The following is a 16,916-nucleotide window of genomic DNA, read 5'->3' on the forward strand; positions in this document are numbered from 1 at the left end:
GTAAAAGCCAGAAAAAACAATGCCACCCGCAGGTGGCATTGGTCTCAAACCGGATGGTCTGACTTATCAGCCATAAACCGGGAAGCGGCGGCAGATATCCAGCACCTTCTCGCGTACGGTGGCCAGCACAGCATCGTTGTCGTGGTTGTCCAGTACGTCGCAGATCCAGTGGGTCAGCTCGATGGACTCGGCTTCCTTGAAACCGCGGCGGGTGATAGCCGGGGTACCGATCCGCACACCGGAGGTGACGAACGGGGAGCGCGGGTCGTTGGGCACGGAGTTCTTGTTGACGGTGATGTTGGCTTTGCCCAGCGCAGCGTCAGCATCCTTACCAGTCAGCTCACGACCGATCAGATCAACCAGCATCAGGTGGTTGTCGGTTCCGCCGGAGACGATCTTGTAACCGCGCTCGATAAAGGTCGCAGCCATCGCCTTGGCGTTCTTCACTACCTGAGCCTGATAGGTCTTGAACTCGGGCTCCAGCGCCTCTTTGAAGGCAACGGCTTTACCGGCAATGACGTGCATCAGCGGGCCACCCTGACCACCCGGGAAGACGGCAGAGTTGAGCTTCTTGTAGAGCTCCTCGTCGTCAGCAGCGGAGAGGATCAGACCACCGCGCGGACCGGCCAGGGTCTTGTGAGTGGTAGAGGTGACCACGTGAGCGTGGGGAACAGGGTTCGGGTAGACGCCAGCGGCGATCAGGCCAGCCACATGGGCCATGTCGACGAACAGGTAGGCACCGACCTTGTCGGCGATTTCGCGCATGCGGGCCCAGTCAACGATGCCGGAGTAGGCGGAGAAGCCACCGATCATCATCTTCGGCTTGTGCTCGACAGCCTGACGTTCCATGTCGTCGTAGTCGATCTTGCCGGACTCATCGATACCGTAAGGCACGATGTTGTAAAGCTTGCCGGAGAAGTTGACCGGAGAGCCGTGGGTCAGGTGACCGCCGTGGGCCAGGTTCATGCCCAGTACGGTGTCGCCCGGCTGCAGCAGAGCCATGTAAACGGCGCTGTTGGCCTGGGAGCCGGAGTGCGGCTGCACGTTGGCGTAAGTGGCACCGAACAGCTCTTTGGCGCGCTCGATAGCCAGGGTTTCGACCACATCCACATACTCGCAACCACCGTAGTAACGCTTGGAGGGGTAACCTTCGGCGTACTTGTTGGTCAGCTGGGAGCCCTGGGCTTCCATGACACGGGGGCTGGTGTAGTTCTCAGACGCAATCAGCTCGATATGCTCTTCCTGACGACGGGTTTCGTCTGTGATGGCCTGCCACAATTGCGGATCATAATTGGCGATGGTCATGTCACGTTTCAACATCCGTTTCTCTCCTGAAAATCGTTTGCGCGTTAGGTGAAGTGGGCGAGGGCATTGTAACGTGAGCTGGATCAAAGAGACAGTCCAACCACCTAAAAAAATGTTGAATTTATGTTGTAAAAAGCAAGATTCCCTCCCCGTTCAATACCCTGGCCGCTCCGCCAAACGGCACATTTTTCATCCCGCTGCAGGCGGGCAAAACCCGAAGGGGATCACAACGCCCTCTTTATCCATCCTGTAACATATTCATTCGAAACAAATTTAATGATGATGGAGCTGATTGCAGCCATGCATCCGAGGGGCTGCACCTAACCGGAGGAGTTCAAGATGGACCATCTGCTGACATTCGTGATCCTGGCTGTCTTTTTTCTGTTCTACTGGGTCTACTACACCAGCCAACGCAAACATGTCCCCACCACCTCGTGGGAGCAGCTCCCCACCAAAGCCGACTATCTGGCGGCCCACCCTGAATCAGTCGATGGCGATATCATCTTCTGTTATCACTGCGGCCACCACGAGTTGCTGGAGGTGGGCATGGTGCACCTGACCGATTTTCGTCGGGAATGGGTCTGTGCCAAGTGCAAGCAGGTGCTGTTTCGCGAGAGCGAATAACGGCGCAGGGGCTGGCCCCCTCTGAACGTTGTGCATCGCCAGCAGGGATCAAAACGGCGCATCCCTGTCGGCCGCCAACCACTGCTGCAACCCGCTCACCGCCGCGTCAAATTGCGCCCCGATTGTCGCAGGCTCCCCGCCTCCCGCCTCAAGAGCCGCACAGTGGCTGGCAAATTCGGTCAACCCAAGCGCCAGCGCACTCCCCTTGAGCTTGTGCGCCAGCTGACGTTGCTCACTTCCCTCACCCTGAGCCAACTTATCCACCAACACCCGCCCTTGCGACTCAAACAGCGCGACCAGCTGACGGATCCGCGCCATGCCGAGCAGGGGAAGATCGGCATCCAGCACCGGATTGGCCCACTCGGGGTGGTTAGTTGGGGGCACGGCTACTGATAACTGCACCTGCGGCTCGATAGAGGCCCCTTCTTGCCGAAATAGTTGATCTATGGCGTTCGCCAGCACCGCCAGCCGCACCGGCTTGCCGACAAAATCGACAAACCCGGCGGCAAGGCAGTGGCGGATATCCTCCGGATACATCTGGGCCGAGATGGCGATGGCGGGCAGCGGCCGCTCATGCATCTCCTCGCTGATGGCGGCCAGATCCTCGCGCAGGGTCATGCCGTCCATATCGGGCAGATTGATATCGAGCAGCGCCAGCTCGAAGGGGCGCTCGGTCACCAGCGCCAGCGCGCTGCGACCATCCTCCGCCAGGGTGACGCGATGGCCGAGGCGGGTCAGCATGCCGTGCGCCACCAGCCGGTTGATCTCGTTATCCTCCACCAGCAGGATGTCGCGGGACTGGCCAAGGTGCAGCGGTTGCGCCTCGGCAGGCAGCTGAGCACTCGAGCGTTGCAAGGGCAGGCTGAAGCTGAATTCACACCCCTTGCCCGGTTCGCTGGCAAGGATCAGCTCGCCCCCCATGGCGGCCACCAGCTTGCGGCTGATCGCCAGTCCCAACCCGGTGCCGCCCTGATGGCCTATATCGCGCTTGCGCTGGCGAAACGCCTCGAACACCGCCTCCTGCTCATCGGCCGGAATGCCGGGGCCGGTATCGCGCACCACAAACCGGATGCAGGGCTCGGCGCAAGGGCCTTGGCAGGCAAGAGGCGCCACCGTCAGGGTAATCTGGCCACGGGCGGTAAACTTGACCGCATTGCCGAGCAAGTTGCCGAGCACCTGCCGCAGCTTGCCCAGATCCCCCTCGACCACAGGCGCCAGCTCGGGTGCATATTCCAGCGCCAGGGTGACCCCCTTGGCCGCAGCCTTTGGCCGGAACAACGCGCTGAGTTCATCCACCAGCTGGAACAGGGGGAAGGGCTCGCGGCGCGCCTCCACATGGCCCGCCTCGATCTTGGAGTAGTCGAGAATGTCGTTGAGGATCTCCAGCAGGGATTCGCCACTGTGCTCGATGGCGGCCAGATAGCGCTGCTGGGTATCGCTCAGGTGGGTATCTTCCAGCAGCGTCAGGCCCCCGAGAATGCCGTTCATGGGGGTGCGGATCTCGTGGCTCATGGTGGCGAGAAACACCGACTTGGCCCGGTTGGCCTGCTCGGCCTCGGCGCGAGCCTGCCGCTGCTTCTCCACCTCCTCATTGAGCCGCTCGTTGGCGTGGCTGAGCTGGCCGGTGCGCTCCTCGACCCGCGACTCCAGCTCTCGCTGATAGCGGCCCAACTCGACCGCATTGTCACGAAACACCTGTAAAGCTCGGCCCAGCTCCGCCAGCTCATCGCGCCCGGTGCTGGCGATCGGCTCAAGAGGTGCCAGATCTCCGCGTGCCAACCGGCTCATCCCCGCCACCGCCCGTTGCAGCGGCCAGACGATCCGGCCGTAGACCATGCGCCACATCAGCAGCATCAGTAGTAGCAGGGTGAGCAGGCCAATGCCCATCAACGCCTGCTCCAGCAGCCTGAGGCGCTGGCTTAGCGCCTGCTGGCTCTGCCCCAGCGAATCGCGGGCACGGCTGACCAGCTCTCCGACCTGCTGGTTGAGACTGCTCATCAGAGCTTCATTGGCATTGGCCAGCACCCGCAGCGCCTCCCCCTTGCCGAGCCAGTCGCTGCGCAGTTGCACCAGCTTGTCGCTCTGTGCCAGCACGGTCAGCGCCTGTTCCACCGCCTGCCGGCGGGCCGGGTCGGTCACAGCCCCGGCCCGCAGTTGCAAGATGGCCAGCTCCCGCAGCCCCTCTTGCAATAGCGTTTGCAACTGTTCCTGTCGTTCGCTGCGCCACATCTCCTCGATGCGCTGCTGCTGCATCAGGGTACGATGACGCAGCTCGGTCATCTGCTCCAGCCAGTCAAGATCCTGCTCCAGCAGGCGGTCCAGCGTCCGGGTCGCCTGCGCACCTTGCTGTTGGTAGAGGGAACCCAACCCCGCCACCATCACGGTTTCGGCGTTCTCCATCTGGCTTCTCGCCAGCTCGGCGATCTGCCCAGCCGCCGCCACCAGACGGGCCCGCTGCGCCTCCCCCTGCGCCATCAGGGTCAGTCGCTCTCCCACCAGCCAGCCCTGCTGACCCAGATTACCGATAATGCTCTGGCTGAGCTGATCGAGGCTTGTTGAACCCTGCCCACGGCCAAGTTGTGCCAGTACCTGCTGCAACTGTTGCCCCTGCAGAGTGAGCAAGCGTCCCTGATGCTCCCGCTCCTGCTCGCTGGTCGCGGTGGCCAGCAGCCGCGACGCGCTCTGGATCTCGCCGCTGAGGCGAGAGAGCGTGCGGGCCAGCTCCTGATCGGCCAGAGTCTGCTGCACCCCTTGCTCCAGCTGGCGCAGATGGCTAAGCCCCACCCAACCCAGCAGGGAGGCACTCAGTGTGAGTAATGCCATCAAGGAGAAAGCCAGCAGCAACTTGCCACCCAGGCCGGAAAAGATTCTCACGGGAAGTCCCTTGGTTGTGGTCGGCTTTGACCGGATAATATGGCCCAACACTTTAACAAAACCCCTGACCATGCGAAGCGTCTATCTCTCCCCGTTGTTGCTGATGTGGTTGCTAATGCTTCCCCGCGCCGCCCTCGCCTTTGCGGTCGATATCTGGCCCGGCGGCGAATTCAGCGGCCAGCCGCTGCGCCAGCAGTGGCAGGAACCCGCCGCCGCAACCAAACCGCTGACCCTCTGTGCCCTCTACCCCCATCTGCGCGACGCCTACTGGCTTTCGGTCAATCAGGGCATGGTGGACGAAGCGAAGCGGCTGGGAGTCAAGTTGCAGATCCACGAAGCGGGGGGCTATGGCGCCCTCGTCGAGCAGCGCCAGCAGTTGCAGCGCTGCGTGCAGGAAGGGAGCGACGCCATCTTGCTCGGCGCGGTGAGCTATCAGGGCTTGCGCGAGGCCATCAAGGTCACGCCGCTGCCGCTCTTTGGGCTGGTCAACGATCTGCCCAGCGGTCTGGTGCAGGCGAAGGTGGGGGTCTCCTGGTACCAGATGGGCTGGCAAATCGGCCACTGGCTGGCGCAGCGTCACCCCGCCGGCAGCAAGCCGGTCTCGGTCGCCCTCTTCCCCGGCCCGCAGGCAAGCGGCGGCAACAACTTCGTCGAGCCGGGCTTTGCCGACGCCATCAAGGGGAGCGCCATCAAGCTGGTCACCACCGAGCGCGGCGACAACAGCCGGGAAATCCAGCGCACGCTGGTGCAGCAGACGCTGGCCCGCTATCCCAACCTCGACTATCTGGTGGGAGGCGCCATCGCCGCCGAAGTGGCGGTCAACGAGCTGGCGCAGCGCCATCTCGACAGGCCCCAGGTGCTGAGCACCTACTTCAGCCACGGGGTACAGCGGGGACTGCGCCGGGGCAAGATCCTCGCCGCCAACAGCGATCAGATGCGGCTGCAGGGACGCCTTGCGGTCGCTCAGGCGGTCTGCCTGCTGCAACACCCTGATGCCAATGCCGAGCAGTGCCCGCGGGTGATGGGGCCACCCATTCTGACGCTGTCTGCGCCGCTGGCCGATCCCGCAGATTCCCTCTCGGAGGGCGCTTTTCGCCCCGTCTATCGGGTCGAATAGCCGTTCCAAATCCGATCAGCACACTCAAGGAGAAGAGATGAAAGAGTTACATGCCAGCTGCCTGTGCGGCGCCGTCGCCCTGACCCTGCCGGATCAGTTCGACTATATGGGGAACTGCCACTGCAGCGAATGCCGCAAGTTTTCAGGGGGAGATTATGCCTCGGTCGGCGGACTGGATGGCAACAAGGTCACCATAGTGAAGGGAGAAGAGGCCATCGGCCGCTACCGGAAATCGGCAGAGACCACCCTGGCCTTCTGTCGTCACTGCGGCTCCAGCCTGTTCAGCCAGAAGAGCAGCAGCGGCAAGATCAACCTGCGCCTCGGGGTACTGGACGATGTGCCGAGCCAGCGACCCGCGTTTCACATCTTTGTCGGCTCCAAGGCGCCCTGGCACCAGATTGGCGACGACTGCCCGCAATTTGATACCCGCCCGCCGGTCTGACACCCGGTCAAACAGGTCAAGGCCACCGTAACGGGGTCAGGAGGCTATCTCGCCGGCAAACAGATAGCCTTCCCCATGGACGGTGACAAACAGCTGGGGATCCCGCGGATCCGCTTCCATCTTGCCGCGCAGCCGCCGGATCAACACGTCTATGGTGCGATCGCTCGGGCCATCGCTGCGATGGCTGATGAGGGTCAGGATCCGCTCCCGACTGAGCACCCGCCCGGCATGGGCGACAAAGGCCACCAGCACTTCGTATTCCGCCTTGGTCAAACGCACCGGCACTCCGTCCTTGCTGAGCTGGCGACGGGGAATGTCAAAACGCCAGGGGCCAAAGCGCACCGCATCGTCAGCGACCGCAGGCTCGCTCGGCGCGGCGGCCGCCAGCGAGATCCGCCACAGCAGATTCTTGACCCGCACCAGCAGTTCCCTGAGCTCGAACGGCTTGGTGACATAGTCATCGGCCCCCATCTCGAGGCCGACAATCCGGTCCACCGCATCGCTGCGGCCGGTGACAAGAATGATCCCCACAGTGCTGCGCGCCCGCAGTTCACGGGTCAGCAGCAGACCATCTTCCCCCGGCAGGTTGATATCCAGCATCACCAGATCGACCGTCTGCTCCGCCAGCACGGCGCGCATCTCCTGGCCGTTTTCGACCGCCGTCACCCGATAGCCCTCCCGCTCGAAATAGCCGGTCAGCTTCTCGCGGGTAACCGCATCATCTTCAACAACCAGAATGTGGTAGCTCATGGGCAGGATTCACGATGGTCGACAAGGGAGGATTATTCTATTCACATTTTGTCATAAATACCCCTATTTCATTAATTTGTGGCGGCAGCCCTGTTCACAACGCCTCCCTATCATGGCTCCCATCAAAAAAGTGATGTGAGAGAGCATGATGAAAAAACTGTGGCACTTCCTGCGCACCCCCAGCCGTCGCTGGTCGGTACTGGCGCTGCTTCTGGTGGGCGTCGGCGTCACCCTCGCGGGCACCGTCGGCCTGCACTACGGCTTTGAGAAAACCAGCAGCCTCGAATTCTGTATCTCCTGCCACTCCATGAAAGACACCGTCTATCCGGAGTACAAGGAGTCCATCCACTTCAAGAATGCCTCAGGGGTACAGGCGGTCTGTACCGACTGTCACCAACCGAAGGATTTCGTCGGCAAGGTGGCCCGCAAAATGGAGGCGGCCAACGACCTCTATCAGGAGTACATAGGCCACAGCATCGACACCCAGGAGAAGTTCGAGGACCGCCGCCTGCATCTGGCCGAGAAGGTGTGGGCGCGGATGAGCAGCCAGAACTCCAAGACCTGCAAGTCCTGCCACAGCTACGACAACATGGATCACGCCAAGCAGTCCCCGGCGGCAGCGCTGGCGATGAAAGATGCGGCGGCGAAGAACATGAACTGCATCGAGTGCCACAAGGGCATCGCCCACGAACTGCCCAACATGGCGGGGGGCTTCCGGGCCACTTACGCCACCCTGGTCAACGACGCGCAAGAGGCGCCAGCCGCCGAGACCCTCTACAACCTGGGTGAAAAAGATCTCTACGCCAGCGAACAGAGCAGCGACCCGGTCGGCAAACTGCTGCCCGCCTCCCGCATCGACGTCGTAGACCGCAGCGGCGATCGCCTCAAGGTGACCATCGAAGGGTGGCGCGAGAGCGATGGCAAGGGCCGGGTGCTGAGCGAATACATGGGCAAGCGGGTCTTCGTCGCCACCATCCGTGATGAACTGAAAGCGAGCGAGAAAGTGCTCAAGCAGGAGACCGACAGCGCCACCCATATCAAGTGGGAGCAGGTTCAGGTGCAGGCCTGGGTCGATGGCAAGGGCTTTGAGTCCTCGCTCAAGCCGATCTGGGATTACGCCGGCGAGATGTACAAATCCACCTGCAACTCCTGCCACGGCGCGCCGGATCCCGCTCACTTCACTGCCAACGGCTGGATCTCGGGGCTCAAGGCGATGTCTGCCTACTATCGCCTGAGCAAGGAAGAGGAACGCACCCTGCTCAAATACCTGCAAAACCATGCCGCCGATACCGGTGGTCAGGGCAGCCACTAAATCCGGATTCGAAAGAGGAATAACAAGATGATCAATATTTCCCGTCGTGGTTTTCTGGGTGGCTTGCTGGCCAGCGGTGCCTCTGCCCTGATCGGCCCCTCCCTGCTCGGTCGTGCCGTGATGGCCGCTGAGTCTGGCGACAAGCTGGTGCAGTCCGGCTCCCACTGGGGCGCCTTCCGTGCCCGGGTGGTCGATGGGCGCTGGGTCGAGACCCTGCCGTTCGAGCACGACAAGCACCCCACCGACATGCTCAAAGCCTTGAGTGAAGTGGTCTACAACCCCTCCCGCATCCGCTACCCCATGGTGCGGCTGGACTGGCTGCGCAAGGGCCACCAGTCCAACACAAGCGAACGCGGCCAAAACCGCTTCGTGCGGGTCACCTGGTCCCAGGCGCTGGACTTCTTCTATCACGAGCTGGAGCGGGTGCAGAAGACCTATGGCCCGAGCGCCCTCTATGCCGGCCACTCCGGCTGGCAGTCGGTGGGCAAGCTGCACTCCGCAGGTGCCATGCTGGGGCGCGCCATGAACCTGCACGGCACCTATCTGGCCAAGGCCGGTGACTACTCCACCGGTGCCGCCCAAGTGATCCTGCCCCACGTGGCGGGCGCCATGGAGGTGTATGAACAGCAGACCTCCTGGCCGCTGGTGCTGGAGCACAGCAAAACCATCGTTATCTGGGGCTCCGATCCCATCAAGAACCTGCAGGTGGGCTGGCTGGTGCCGGATCACAGCGTCTACGACTACTGGGCACAGCTGAAAGAGAAGGTGGCCAAAGGCGAGATCCGGGTGATCAGTGTCGACCCGGTCAAATCCAAGACCCAGAAGTACCTCAATTGCGATCAGGTGACCCTGAATCCGCAGACCGACGTACCGCTGATGCTGGGCATCGCCCACACCCTCTACAGCGAGAAGCGCCATGACGAGGCGTTCCTGAAGAACTACACCACCGGCTTTGACAAGTTCCTGCCCTACCTGCTGGGCACCAGCGATGGTCAGGTGAAGGACGCCGAGTGGGCCGCCGCCATCTGTGGCGTACCAGCCGAGACCATCCGCGAGCTGGCCCGCACCATGAGCAGCGGCCGCACCCAGCTTATCGGCGGCTGGTGCGTGCAACGCATGCACCACGGCGAGCAGTACGCCTGGATGCTGGTGGTTCTGGCCTCGATGATTGGCCAGATCGGCCTGCCGGGGGGCGGTTACGGCTTTGGCTGGCACTACAACGGGGCGGGCACCATCACCTCCAGCGGCCCCATCATGTCCGGTTTCAGCTCGGTCATCCCCGGGGTCAAGCCACTCCATGACGGCGACTGGAAGGGCTACTCCAAGTACATTCCGGTGGCCCGCTTCGTCGACTGCATCCTCAATCCGGGCAAGCAGATCGCCTTCAACGGCCAGACCATCACCTACCCCCACATGAAGATGGCGGTGTTCTGCGGCAACAACCCCTTCCACCACCAGCAGGATCGCAACAAGATGGTCGCGGCCTGGCGCAAGCTGGAAACCGTGGTCAGCATCGATCACCAGTGGACCGCCAGCTGCCGCTTCGCCGATATCGTGCTGCCCGCCACCACCACCTATGAGCGGGATGACATCGAGCAGTGGGGCTCCCACTCCAACGCGGGTATTCTGGCCATGTACAAGGTGGTGGAGCCGCTGTTCGAGGCGCGCGATGACTACGATATCTTCGCCGACCTCTGCCGTCGCTTCGGTCGCGAGGCCGAGTTTACCGGTGGCAAGAGCAAGCTGGAGTGGATCCAGAGCATCTATGACGACGCCCGCCTGCAGGGTCGCGGCATCGGCATCCGTCTGCCCCGTTTCAGCCAGTTCTGGCACGGCGAAGGTTTCATCACCTTCCCGGCGGGCCAGCCCTGGGTGCGCCACGAGTCGTTCCGTCAGGAACCGGATCTGGAACCCCTCGGTACCCCGTCTGGCCTTATCGAGATCTACTCCAAGACCATTGCCGACTACGGCTATGGGGATTGCCCGGGCCACCCGGTCTGGATCGAGCCCTACGAGCGCTCACATGGCGGGCCGGGCAGCAAACAGTACCCGCTGCACCTGCAATCCTGCCACCCGGACAAGCGACTGCACAGCCAGCTCTGCTCCTCCGACAACTACCGCGCCACCTACACGGTGCAGGGTCGCGAGCCTGTCTATATGAATCCGCAAGATGCCAAATCCCGCGGCCTCAAGGACGGCGATCTGGTGCGGGTGTTCAACGGTCGCGGTCAGGTATTGGCTGGACTGGTGGTGAGCGATGATTACGCTCCCGGCGTGGTGCGCATTCAGGAAGGAGCCTGGTATGGTCCGCAAGAGGGTGGCAAGGTGGGCACTCTCTGTACCTACGGCGATCCCAACGTGCTGACCGCCGACATCGGCTCCTCCAGCCTGGCGCAGGCCACCACGGCCCATACCGCGCTGGTGGAGATCGAGAAGTTCCGCGGGCAGGCACCCGCCATCACTGCCTTCGGCGCGCCGGAATCGGCCAAAGGCATCGACCCCATGTTCCCGGCACTCTGACCCCGGGGGGACGAAAGCGCCCCCTTGAGTTTCCTTTATTTTTAAAGTCGTTAGAATCGGGAGCCATCAAGGCTCCCGATTGCCATCCACGGAGGAAAAATGCAGGAATTTATGGCTACCAGCGAACGCCGGGCCGAACTCTACTGGTGGTTCTCCACCCTGTTCGCCGCCGAACTCAGTGATGAGCAGATCGCCGAATATGACACCTATGATGTGCGAAGCTTCCTGAAAAGCCTCTCCACCCTGGATCCGATGCGCGAAGCCGTGGCCGAGCTCAACGATGCCATCGCCCGCCTGCTGGTGCGCCCGGATCGCCAACTGGAACTCGCCGCCGACTTCGCCGGGCTGTTTCTGGTGGACCCCAAACAGGGCGCCCTGGCCTACGAATCGCTCTACCGCGGCGAAGCCAAGTTGCTGATGCAGGCACCGATGGCCGAGATGCAGGCCCGCCTCGATCGCCTTGGTATCAATGTCAGCGACAAATACAAAGAGCCCGCGGATCATCTGGCCATCGAGCTGGATCTGATGGGCAATCTCATCATCCGTGCGGCGGAAGCCAAGAGCGCGGCCGAGCGGGAACGCTGGCTCGACGAGCAGGAAGCGCTGCTGCACAGCCATCTGCTGGGCTGGTTCGACAAGTTCGAAAGCGCCTGTCGCGCCGCCGACCGGTTTGGCTTCTACGGCGCCAGTGCCCGTCTGCTGGGGGTCTTCCTCAAGATGGATGCCAACTACCTCTCTCTGGTCAAACCGGCACCGTCCGCCGACTGAGTCCGCGATGAAGACAGCCCTGCTTCTGATTGCATGCTGGCTGCTGGCCCTGATCCCGCTGGATCAGGGCATTACTCCCCTGATTGCGCTGCTGTTCAACCCGGATCGCGAGCTCTACGGCACCGCCCAGCTCACCGGATTTGCTGGCATCCTGCTCACCCTCTACCTTGCCAATCTCGGCGTCGAGGTGGTGTTGCGCCGCCGCTTCCAGATTGCCGGCATGCTGGCGCTGCTGGCCGCCTGGATCGACTTCATCAACAGCAGTGGCAGCGAGTCGCACTTCCTGCTGCTCTATCTGCTCGCCCTCCCCTTCCATCTGCTCGGCTGGCTGGTACTGGTGCGCGGTATTCAGGCATTTGGCCGAGAGAAAGGCTAAAAAATAGCCAACAATATTGCAAATCATGACAGCCAGGTCAGGCACTTCCCAGTCATTACAAGCACATCGGTACAGCTCCCCGTAATATTTGCTTACATTCAGCTCCCGTTCAGTTTTAAAAAAGCCTATATAGTGCCGCTCCTTTCGCCACACTACACAGGAGCAATCGTATGCCTCCACAGGATGCGCGCATCACAGGCCTCGATCTGTTGCGCGGGCTTGTCATCTTCATGGCCGTCTTCGAGCACTACACCGGTTACCTCAACTACTGGTACATCGATTTCTTCAATCGGGAACATGCCTTGTGGGACAGCTTCTATGTATCACACAAGGCAATGGCGGGACACCTGCTCCCCATGGATCAGCTGACAGCACACGCATCAGCCTGGTTAATCCCCTGGGTCAGCCAGATCTACCTGGCCTTGGCCGCATTCAACCTGAGCCGCCGCGATCAGGCCAGCTTCAAGCCGCAGCTGGGCAGCAAGCTGGCCCTGTTTGCCAGCATCATACTGATGCTCTATGTCGAAGGGTTGGTCATCGCCCCCAACTTCGGCGAGGCCATCTCGTTCTACCCGGTCATGCTCTGGATGTGCCTGCTGGCGCTCTTCTCCATGGTGTATGCCTGGTTCGGCATCCGCGGCATGCTCCTGCTGACCCTTCTAAGCCTGCTACTGGATCAACTCGGCGTACAGGATCTGCTCGGCCATATCGACAGCTGGATGAAGCTGCACGTTCACCCCGACTATGAGCTGGATGCCCGTCTCGACCTCTTCATGGCCAGTGGCTGTTTCGGCTTTCTCTATGGCTGGTGCTGGCATCAGCGCCCACAATGGCGAGATCGCCTCAACCGTCTGGTACTGACGCTGTCGCTGGTGGCGCTGGCCATCTATCTCATGTTCGGCGAGACAAGCACGGTCGAGCTCAACGACATCTACGCCAACGAACACGAACTGGCGCTGGACATGATCGGCCGAGCCGGGATCTGGGGTATGGAGTTTCTGGTGATCGGTACCGTGCTCTGGCTACACCAACACAATATCCGTCTCTGCTGGCGACCACTCAACTGGATCGGCATGTACTCGCTGACCGTCTTCATCTTCCACAAGAGCATCTTCGTGCACCTGTGGGGCCCCTTGCTACTGTGGTGGACCGCCCGTCAGGGCACCATACTGCCCAACAGTTTTGGCCTTATCATGTTGCTCTGCACCGCCAGCGTACTGCTGATTTATGCTTTCCAGCGCTCCGGCATCATCTGTCATCTGATGGGAATGCATCAGGATCGGGACTGGGCGCGGCTATATGGCAAATAAGTATTGGCTGTCGCTGCTAATACTGGTAACGCTACCATTGCAAGCAAAGGAGTTGTTACTCGGCAGCAGCTGGCAACTGGACAGTAACCAGGCCAGTAGTAACGCAACCCAGCACAGCCAACTCTGGTGGGGTTATGAACGGGAGACCCAGGTTGGGCTCCTTTTCACTAACGGAAGCAGTGCCGGGCTGGCACTACCTCTCTATGAAAAGAGTTTTATCGCCTTGGGAGTCGGATCCATGCCAGTGGTTGATAGTACCCGTTTCAGTGCTATGTGGCGCCTGGGATGGCAGCTGGATGATGACCATCAATTGACGTTGTCCCAGCTCGTCGACCTCACTGGCCGTTATGGCCAGCTCTGGTACATGGAGCACAGCCTGCCGCTGCCGGCCGGGCTCTCCCTCAACCTCTGGCTGACCCGGGGCAGTCAGGCACACATGGCCGCTTATGATGCTCATGAAGGTTGGCGAGACTGGGGGCTAACCCTGGAGCACAGTTGGGCTTGGCAAAAGTGGCAACTCGACGCAGAAGCGGGTGCCAAGCAGTGGCTCATCAAGGATCGCGATTGGCAACCCGTCGTGAACCTGACCCTGAGCTATCGCTTCAGCTGGTAACACTCACACCACAGGCAACTTCCACGTTTACCAGCGCCCACCTATCTTGGGTCCAGCCAAATGAAAACGCACAGACAGTCAAACCCATCGCATCATTAGGCTCTACAATGCAACTGCTTCCTGCAATCAGGGGGATATCCTGTTGCTGCGCACTCCAGGTTTCCTGACCAAATGGCAACATGCCAACCATGTTGCCAAATTCCATTACAACAGAGTCAATCATCGTCAGCCCTCTTTGCCAGCAAGCCGCACAGCTCAAGCACTAACGCTCTGATCGCGCATGATAAACATCCCCTGTTAGCGACATAACGCTCTCTCGGGATGTCAAAAGGACCACGGTAGCAAGGGCTTGCAACTCAGGCTGAACATCTGTGCCCAGAAGCCCTTAACAGGGGAAAAAGGGATTATCTATTGGTACGCAACGTCAGGTCGACTGCGTTCATCAAAGGATGATGATGTCATTGGTGCCGCAGGGGAAAATCCCCTGGCGATAGATATGACTATCTGCCAAACGTCAGGGTGGGAACACCACCATCATCCCGCTCATTGAGCATGCGTGTGAGCGGTGAGTCGCCAGAGTAACGGGATCCAGGCTCACTGAGGGAAAATTTGGCCCCCGGTTTTTTTGCCTGCCATGCGTTGCCAAGCTGATCGGCAACCCGATCCCGCACGGTCTGTGACGGCTCCTGATGCGTAATCGCAAACTCTTTGGGGGGCTTGTCTGCCAGTACAGGCACATCAAACTGCCAGAGGGATGCACAGAGCAATAGAGAGAACATAACTACCTCCATCCATCAAAGTCCTCCTTTTTACTCACTCACCACCTGAGTGTCACCCATTACCCTGTAACCAAATGTTGCTGTCTATCCAAAAGTCTAATTGCCCCCATCAGCCAAAGGTATAAGTTGTTACTTAATTATTAAAAGTATGTATTCAAAGGAGTGAGTGATGAGCGAGAGCAAGGTCTATCCGGTCAAACCCCATATCAGCAACAGCGCCCTGCTCGACAAGGGCGACTACGCCGCCATGTACCAGGCCTCCGTCGAGGATCCCGATACCTTCTGGGGTGAACAGGGCAAAATCCTCGACTGGATAAAGCCCTACACCAAGGTAAAAAACACCTCCTACGATCCGGGCCATGTCTCCATCAAATGGTTTGAGGATGGCCAGCTCAACGTCTCCGCCAACTGCCTCGATCGCCACTTGGCAGAGCGTGGCGACAAGGTCGCCATCATCTGGGAAGGGGACAACCCTGCCGAAGATCGCAAACTCACTTATCGCGAATTGCACGCCGAAGTGTGCAAGTTTGCCAACGTCTTGAAAGCACAAGGGGTTCACCGCGGCGACGTGGTCTGCCTTTATATGCCCATGGTGCCCGAAGCCGCCATCGCCATGCTGGCCTGTACCCGCATCGGCGCGGTACACAGCATCGTCTTCGGCGGCTTCTCGCCGGAAGCGCTGGCCGGCCGCATCATCGACTCGGGCTCGCGCATCGTCATCACCGCCGACGAGGGACTGCGTGGCGGCCGTCCGGTGCCACTCAAGAAGAATGTGGATGAAGCGCTCACCAACCCGGATACCCAGGTCAACAAGGTGATCGTGCTCAAGCGCACCGGCGGCAATGTCGCCTGGCACAACCACCGCGACATCTGGTGGCATGAAGCAACCGCCGCCGTCAGCAGCGACTGCCCGCCCGAGGCGATGAACGCCGAAGATCCGCTCTTTATCCTCTATACCTCCGGCTCCACCGGCAAACCCAAGGGGGTGCTGCACACCACCGGCGGCTATCTGGTCTATGCCACCCTCACCTTCAAATATGTGTTCGACTACCACGAAGAGGACATCTACTGGTGTACCGCCGATGTGGGCTGGGTCACTGGTCACTCCTATCTGGTCTACGGGCCGCTTGCCAACGGCGCCACTACCATCATGTTCGAAGGGGTGCCCAACTACCCGGCCACCAACCGCATGAGTCAGGTGGTGGACAAGCACCAGGTCACCATTCTCTATACCGCCCCTACTGCCATCCGCGCCCTGATGGCCAAGGGCAACGAAGCGGTCACCGGCACCTCGCGCCAGAGCCTGCGCATCATGGGCTCGGTGGGTGAACCCATCAACCCGGAAGCCTGGGAGTGGTACTACCGCACCATCGGCGACGAACGCTGCCCCATTGTCGATACCTGGTGGCAGACCGAGACCGGCGGCATCCTGATTACGCCGCTGCCCGGCGTCACCGACCTGAAACCGGGCTCGGCGACTCGTCCCTTCTTCGGGGTGCAACCGGCGCTGGTCGACAACATGGGCGAGCCGCTGGAGGGGGCCACCGAGGGCAATCTGGTGATCACCGACTCCTGGCCGGGTCAGATGCGCACCGTATTCGGCGATCACGAGCGCTTTGAGCAGACCTACTTCTCCACCTTCCCGGGCCGCTACTTCACCGGCGACGGTGCCCGTCGCGACGAGGATGGCTACTACTGGATCACCGGACGGGTGGATGATGTACTGAACGTCTCCGGCCATCGCATGGGTACCGCCGAAATCGAATCGGCGCTGGTTGCCCATCCCAAGATCGCCGAAGCGGCGGTGGTAGGAGTGCCGCACGAGATCAAGGGTCAGGGTATCTATGCCTACGTCACCCTGATTGCCGGCGAAGAGCCGAGCCGCGAGCTGCATAAAGAGGTGAAGGAGTGGGTTCGCAAGGAGATCGGCGCCATTGCCACGCCAGATGTGATTCACTGGGCCGAGGGACTGCCGAAAACCCGTTCCGGCAAGATCATGCGGCGAATTCTGCGCAAAATCGCCACCGGCGAGACCGACAGTCTGGGGGATATCTCCACCCTGGCGGATCCGGGGGTAGTGGACAAGCTGATCCGCGAGAAGTCGGAAGCAGCCTGATCCCTCTGCC

Annotated in this window: 15 protein-coding genes; 10 read left to right on the top strand and 5 right to left on the bottom strand. The window is 60.9% G+C overall.

The window, feature by feature from the left end:
- Positions 1-66: 66 nt before the first annotated feature.
- Complete coding sequence (glyA, locus tag I6L44_RS12205; RefSeq protein WP_005338884.1) at positions 67-1,320, bottom strand: serine hydroxymethyltransferase; 1,254 nt, start codon at positions 1,318-1,320, stop codon at positions 67-69.
- A 324-nt stretch (positions 1,321-1,644) separates the two neighbouring features.
- On the opposite strand from glyA, the gene I6L44_RS12210 reads away from it, so the two are divergent.
- On the top strand, positions 1,645-1,929 hold the full coding sequence (locus tag I6L44_RS12210) for a hypothetical protein (RefSeq protein ID WP_201938297.1): 285 nt from the start codon (positions 1,645-1,647) through the stop codon (positions 1,927-1,929).
- 48 nt (positions 1,930-1,977) lie between these two features.
- On the opposite strand, the gene torS is transcribed toward I6L44_RS12210, so the two are convergent.
- On the bottom strand, positions 1,978-4,803 hold the full coding sequence (gene torS, locus I6L44_RS12215; protein ID WP_216951961.1) for a TMAO reductase system sensor histidine kinase/response regulator TorS: 2,826 nt from the start codon (positions 4,801-4,803) through the stop codon (positions 1,978-1,980).
- Positions 4,804-4,873: 70 nt separating this feature from the next.
- Between torS and torT the strand changes: the two genes are divergently transcribed.
- Entirely contained in the window at positions 4,874-5,920 is a 1,047-nt protein-coding gene (torT, locus tag I6L44_RS12220) for a TMAO reductase system periplasmic protein TorT (protein ID WP_216951962.1), read from the top strand.
- Between the two features lie 37 nt (positions 5,921-5,957).
- Complete coding sequence (locus I6L44_RS12225; RefSeq protein WP_005338893.1) at positions 5,958-6,362, top strand: GFA family protein; 405 nt, start codon at positions 5,958-5,960, stop codon at positions 6,360-6,362.
- A 36-nt stretch (positions 6,363-6,398) separates the two neighbouring features.
- Here I6L44_RS12225 and torR read toward each other — a convergent pair whose 3' ends face one another.
- A complete protein-coding gene (torR, locus tag I6L44_RS12230; RefSeq protein ID WP_128836388.1) occupies positions 6,399-7,112 on the bottom strand; it encodes a two-component system response regulator TorR in 714 nt (237 codons plus the stop codon).
- A gap of 145 nt (positions 7,113-7,257) precedes the next feature.
- On the opposite strand from torR, the gene torC reads away from it, so the two are divergent.
- The 6 genes from torC to I6L44_RS20620 all read left to right on the top strand — a co-directional run bounded on the left by torC (position 7,258) and on the right by I6L44_RS20620 (position 14,011).
- Positions 7,258-8,424 carry a pentaheme c-type cytochrome TorC gene (gene torC / locus I6L44_RS12235; RefSeq protein ID WP_080771394.1) on the top strand — a complete coding sequence of 389 codons (1,167 nt, stop codon included), beginning with the start codon at positions 7,258-7,260 and terminating at the stop codon, positions 8,422-8,424.
- A gap of 27 nt (positions 8,425-8,451) precedes the next feature.
- A complete protein-coding gene (torA, locus tag I6L44_RS12240) occupies positions 8,452-10,944 on the top strand; it encodes a trimethylamine-N-oxide reductase TorA (protein ID WP_216951963.1) in 2,493 nt (830 codons plus the stop codon).
- A gap of 99 nt (positions 10,945-11,043) precedes the next feature.
- Positions 11,044-11,712 (top strand): molecular chaperone TorD, encoded by a 669-nt coding sequence (torD, locus tag I6L44_RS12245; protein WP_216951964.1) that lies wholly within the window; start codon positions 11,044-11,046, stop codon positions 11,710-11,712.
- 7 nt (positions 11,713-11,719) lie between these two features.
- Positions 11,720-12,088, top strand: a complete 369-nt coding sequence (locus I6L44_RS12250; RefSeq protein WP_216951965.1) for a hypothetical protein — start codon at positions 11,720-11,722, stop codon at positions 12,086-12,088.
- A gap of 170 nt (positions 12,089-12,258) precedes the next feature.
- Positions 12,259-13,398, top strand: a complete 1,140-nt coding sequence (locus tag I6L44_RS12255; protein ID WP_216951966.1) for a hypothetical protein — start codon at positions 12,259-12,261, stop codon at positions 13,396-13,398.
- Complete coding sequence (locus I6L44_RS20620) at positions 13,388-14,011, top strand: MipA/OmpV family protein (RefSeq protein WP_216951967.1); 624 nt, start codon at positions 13,388-13,390, stop codon at positions 14,009-14,011. Before I6L44_RS12255 ends, I6L44_RS20620 begins: the two co-directional genes overlap by 11 nt.
- Here the strand turns inward: I6L44_RS20620 and I6L44_RS12265 are convergent.
- Positions 14,001-14,234, bottom strand: a complete 234-nt coding sequence (locus I6L44_RS12265) for a hypothetical protein (RefSeq protein WP_216951968.1) — start codon at positions 14,232-14,234, stop codon at positions 14,001-14,003. The genes I6L44_RS20620 and I6L44_RS12265 overlap by 11 nt on opposite strands.
- 277 nt (positions 14,235-14,511) lie before the next feature.
- Positions 14,512-14,790: a hypothetical protein gene (locus I6L44_RS12270; protein WP_216951969.1), complete on the bottom strand. Its 279-nt coding sequence runs from the start codon at positions 14,788-14,790 to the stop codon at positions 14,512-14,514.
- 169 nt (positions 14,791-14,959) lie between these two features.
- On the opposite strand from I6L44_RS12270, the gene acs reads away from it, so the two are divergent.
- Positions 14,960-16,906, top strand: a complete 1,947-nt coding sequence (gene acs / locus I6L44_RS12275) for an acetate--CoA ligase (RefSeq protein WP_216951970.1) — start codon at positions 14,960-14,962, stop codon at positions 16,904-16,906.
- Positions 16,907-16,916 lie beyond the last annotated feature (10 nt).

It is taken from the genome of Aeromonas sp. FDAARGOS 1414 (assembly GCF_019047065.1).
Lineage (GTDB): Bacteria > Pseudomonadota > Gammaproteobacteria > Enterobacterales > Aeromonadaceae > Aeromonas > Aeromonas veronii_A.